At 67.0% G+C, this 2,316-nt stretch carries 3 protein-coding genes; 2 read left to right on the top strand and 1 reads right to left on the bottom strand.

Going from position 1 to position 2,316, the window contains the following annotated elements; genetic code table 11:
- Positions 1–74: 74 nt before the first annotated feature.
- On the bottom strand, positions 75–266 hold the full coding sequence (locus JAO81_RS28670) for a hypothetical protein (protein WP_199550855.1): 192 nt from the start codon (positions 264–266) through the stop codon (positions 75–77).
- Positions 267–625: 359 nt separating this feature from the next.
- On the opposite strand from JAO81_RS28670, the gene ftsE reads away from it, so the two are divergent.
- Both ftsE and ftsX read left to right on the top strand, forming a co-directional pair.
- Positions 626–1,315, top strand: a complete 690-nt coding sequence (gene ftsE, locus JAO81_RS28665) for a cell division ATP-binding protein FtsE (protein ID WP_052578648.1) — start codon at positions 626–628, stop codon at positions 1,313–1,315.
- Positions 1,316–1,348: 33 nt separating this feature from the next.
- Positions 1,349–2,266, top strand: coding sequence for a permease-like cell division protein FtsX (ftsX, locus tag JAO81_RS28660; RefSeq protein ID WP_199550854.1), 918 nt, complete (start codon positions 1,349–1,351; stop codon positions 2,264–2,266).
- Positions 2,267–2,316: the final 50 nt, after the last annotated feature.

The raw sequence follows: 2,316 nt of genomic DNA, 5'->3' as shown, positions 1-2,316 counted from the left end.
GGGGGTGGCCCGCGGGCGGGAGATGCGTCCCCTTCCGGCATGTCGTACGGACGGTTGTCGTGCGGACGGCGGGGTTACGCCGCCTGGTGCGCCACCAGCGCCATCGCCGCGACCACCATCACCAGCAGCGCTATCAGCGTCACCGGGTTCAGCCCTCCGAAGGGGCCCTGCTGCTCGAGCCGCTCACGATTCGCCCGGCACACCCGGCACCGGCCCTCGCTCACGGGCGCAGCACAGTTCGCGCACACCAATCGGTCATAGGTCATGCGCCTGTCCTTCCTCCCGCGCGGGCCAAGCCGCGTCACGCGTCCCATTGCGGCGGGTACCCACCGCATGGTCTCACCGCGCACAACGCTCCCGGGAACTCGACGGTTCCCCCTACCACTGTGCCAGCTTCGCCACGATTCGGCGCGCCCCACGAAAAGAGCCCGGTCCCGGCCCTCGCCCGCAAGCCCGCCGACCAGGGACGCGGCGCCGGATTCGGACCGGTCTGTTCCACTCCCGTATCGGACGAGATCCGCGACAAATCGCACAACCCACGCGCAACCCCTGCCGCGCCCTGCGCCGCATACCCCGGTTCGCGTATGGTCACGCACACCTACCCCCGGCGACTCGTGGTGCATCCGTGATCCGATTCGACAACGTCTCCAAGACCTACCCCAAGCAGACCCGCCCCGCACTCAGGGATGTCTCCCTGGAGATCGAGCGCGGCGAGTTCGTCTTCCTTGTGGGGTCATCCGGCTCCGGAAAGTCGACGTTCCTGCGGCTGATCCTGCGCGAGGAGCGGTGCAGCCAGGGCCAGGTGCATGTGCTCGGCAAGGACCTCGGCAAGGTGTCCAACTGGAAGGTGCCGCACATCCGGCGCCAGCTGGGCACCGTCTTCCAGGACTTCCGCCTGCTGCCCAACAAGACCGTCGGCGAGAACGTGGCGTTCGCGCTCGAGGTCATCGGCAAGCCCCGCGGCACCATCCGCAAGACCGTCCCCGAGGTCCTCGACCTGGTCGGCCTCGGCGGCAAGGAAGAGCGCATGCCGGGCGAGCTGTCCGGTGGTGAGCAGCAGCGCGTGGCCATCGCCCGCGCCTTCGTGAACCGACCGATGCTGCTGATCGCGGACGAGCCCACGGGAAACCTGGACCCGCAGACCTCCGTCGGCATCATGAAGCTGCTCGACCGCATCAACCGGACCGGCACCACCGTGGTGATGGCCACCCACGACCAGAACATCGTCGACCAGATGCGCAAGCGCGTCATCGAGCTGGAAGGCGGACGCCTGGTGCGCGACCAGTCGCGCGGCGTCTACGGCTACCAGCACTGAGGCACCGAGCAACCCGAGCACTGAAAGGACGCCATGCGCGCCCAATTCGTCCTGTCGGAGATCGGCGTCGGTCTCCGCCGTAATCTCACGATGACCATCGCGGTGATCGTGTCGGTCGCCTTGTCGCTCGCGCTGTTCGGCGGTGCCCTGCTCGGCCTGAAGCAGGTCAGCGTGATGAAGGGCTACTGGTACGACAAGGTCAACGTCGCGATCTACCTCTGCAACAAGGGCGACGCGGAGTCGGACCCCAACTGCACCGAGGGCGCGGTGACCGCGGCGCAGAAGAAGGCCATCGAGACCGACCTGGGCAAGCTCAAGCCGGTCGAGAACGTCCTCTTCGAGACCAGCGACCAGGCGTACAAGCACTACAAGGAGCAGTACGGCAACTCGCCGCTGGCCCAGAGCCTCACGCCGGACCAGATGCAGGAGTCGTTCCGCGTGAAGCTGGACGACCCGGAGAAGTTCAAGGTCATCTCCAGCGCCTTCTCCGACCGGCCGGGTGTGCAGTCGGTCCAGGACCAGAGAGACACCGTCGACAAACTCTTCGAGTTGCTCAACGGCATGAACGTAGCGGCCCTCGCCCTGATGGGCCTGATGCTGGTCGTCGCGCTGATGCTGATCGTCAACACCGTGCGGGTATCGGCGTTCAGCCGGCGCCGCGAGACGGGCATCATGCGGCTGGTCGGCGCCTCCAGCTTCTACATCCAGCTGCCGTTCATCATGGAGGCGGCGTTCGCGGGTGTGCTGGGCGCGGGCCTGGCGGCCATCCTGCTTGTGGGCGGCCGCTACTTCATGATCGACGGCGGTCTCCAGCTCGCGGACAAGATGCCGCTGGTGAACTTCGTCGGCATGGGCGAGGTCTTCGCCGTCCTCCCGTTCGTGATCGTGATCGGACTTCTGATGCCCGCGCTGGCCGCGTTCTTCGCGCTGCGCAAGTACCTGAAGGTGTGAGACATGTCCAGGGTGGGGTAGGGGCGAAAAAACCCCCCGAGCGCCCCCGG

The organism is Streptomyces sp. N35 (genome assembly GCF_016464295.1).
Lineage (GTDB): Bacteria > Actinomycetota > Actinomycetes > Streptomycetales > Streptomycetaceae > Streptomyces.
This window is presented reverse-complemented; position numbering and strand designations above follow the sequence as displayed.

Excerpts from the sequence above, each read along its gene's own strand:
- JAO81_RS28670 (WP_199550855.1), bottom strand. The coding sequence starts at position 266 with ATGACCTATGACCGATTGGTGTGCGCGAACTGTGCTGCGCCCGTGAGC.
- ftsX (WP_199550854.1), top strand. The coding sequence starts at position 1,349 with ATGCGCGCCCAATTCGTCCTGTCGGAGATCGGCGTCGGTCTCCGCCGT.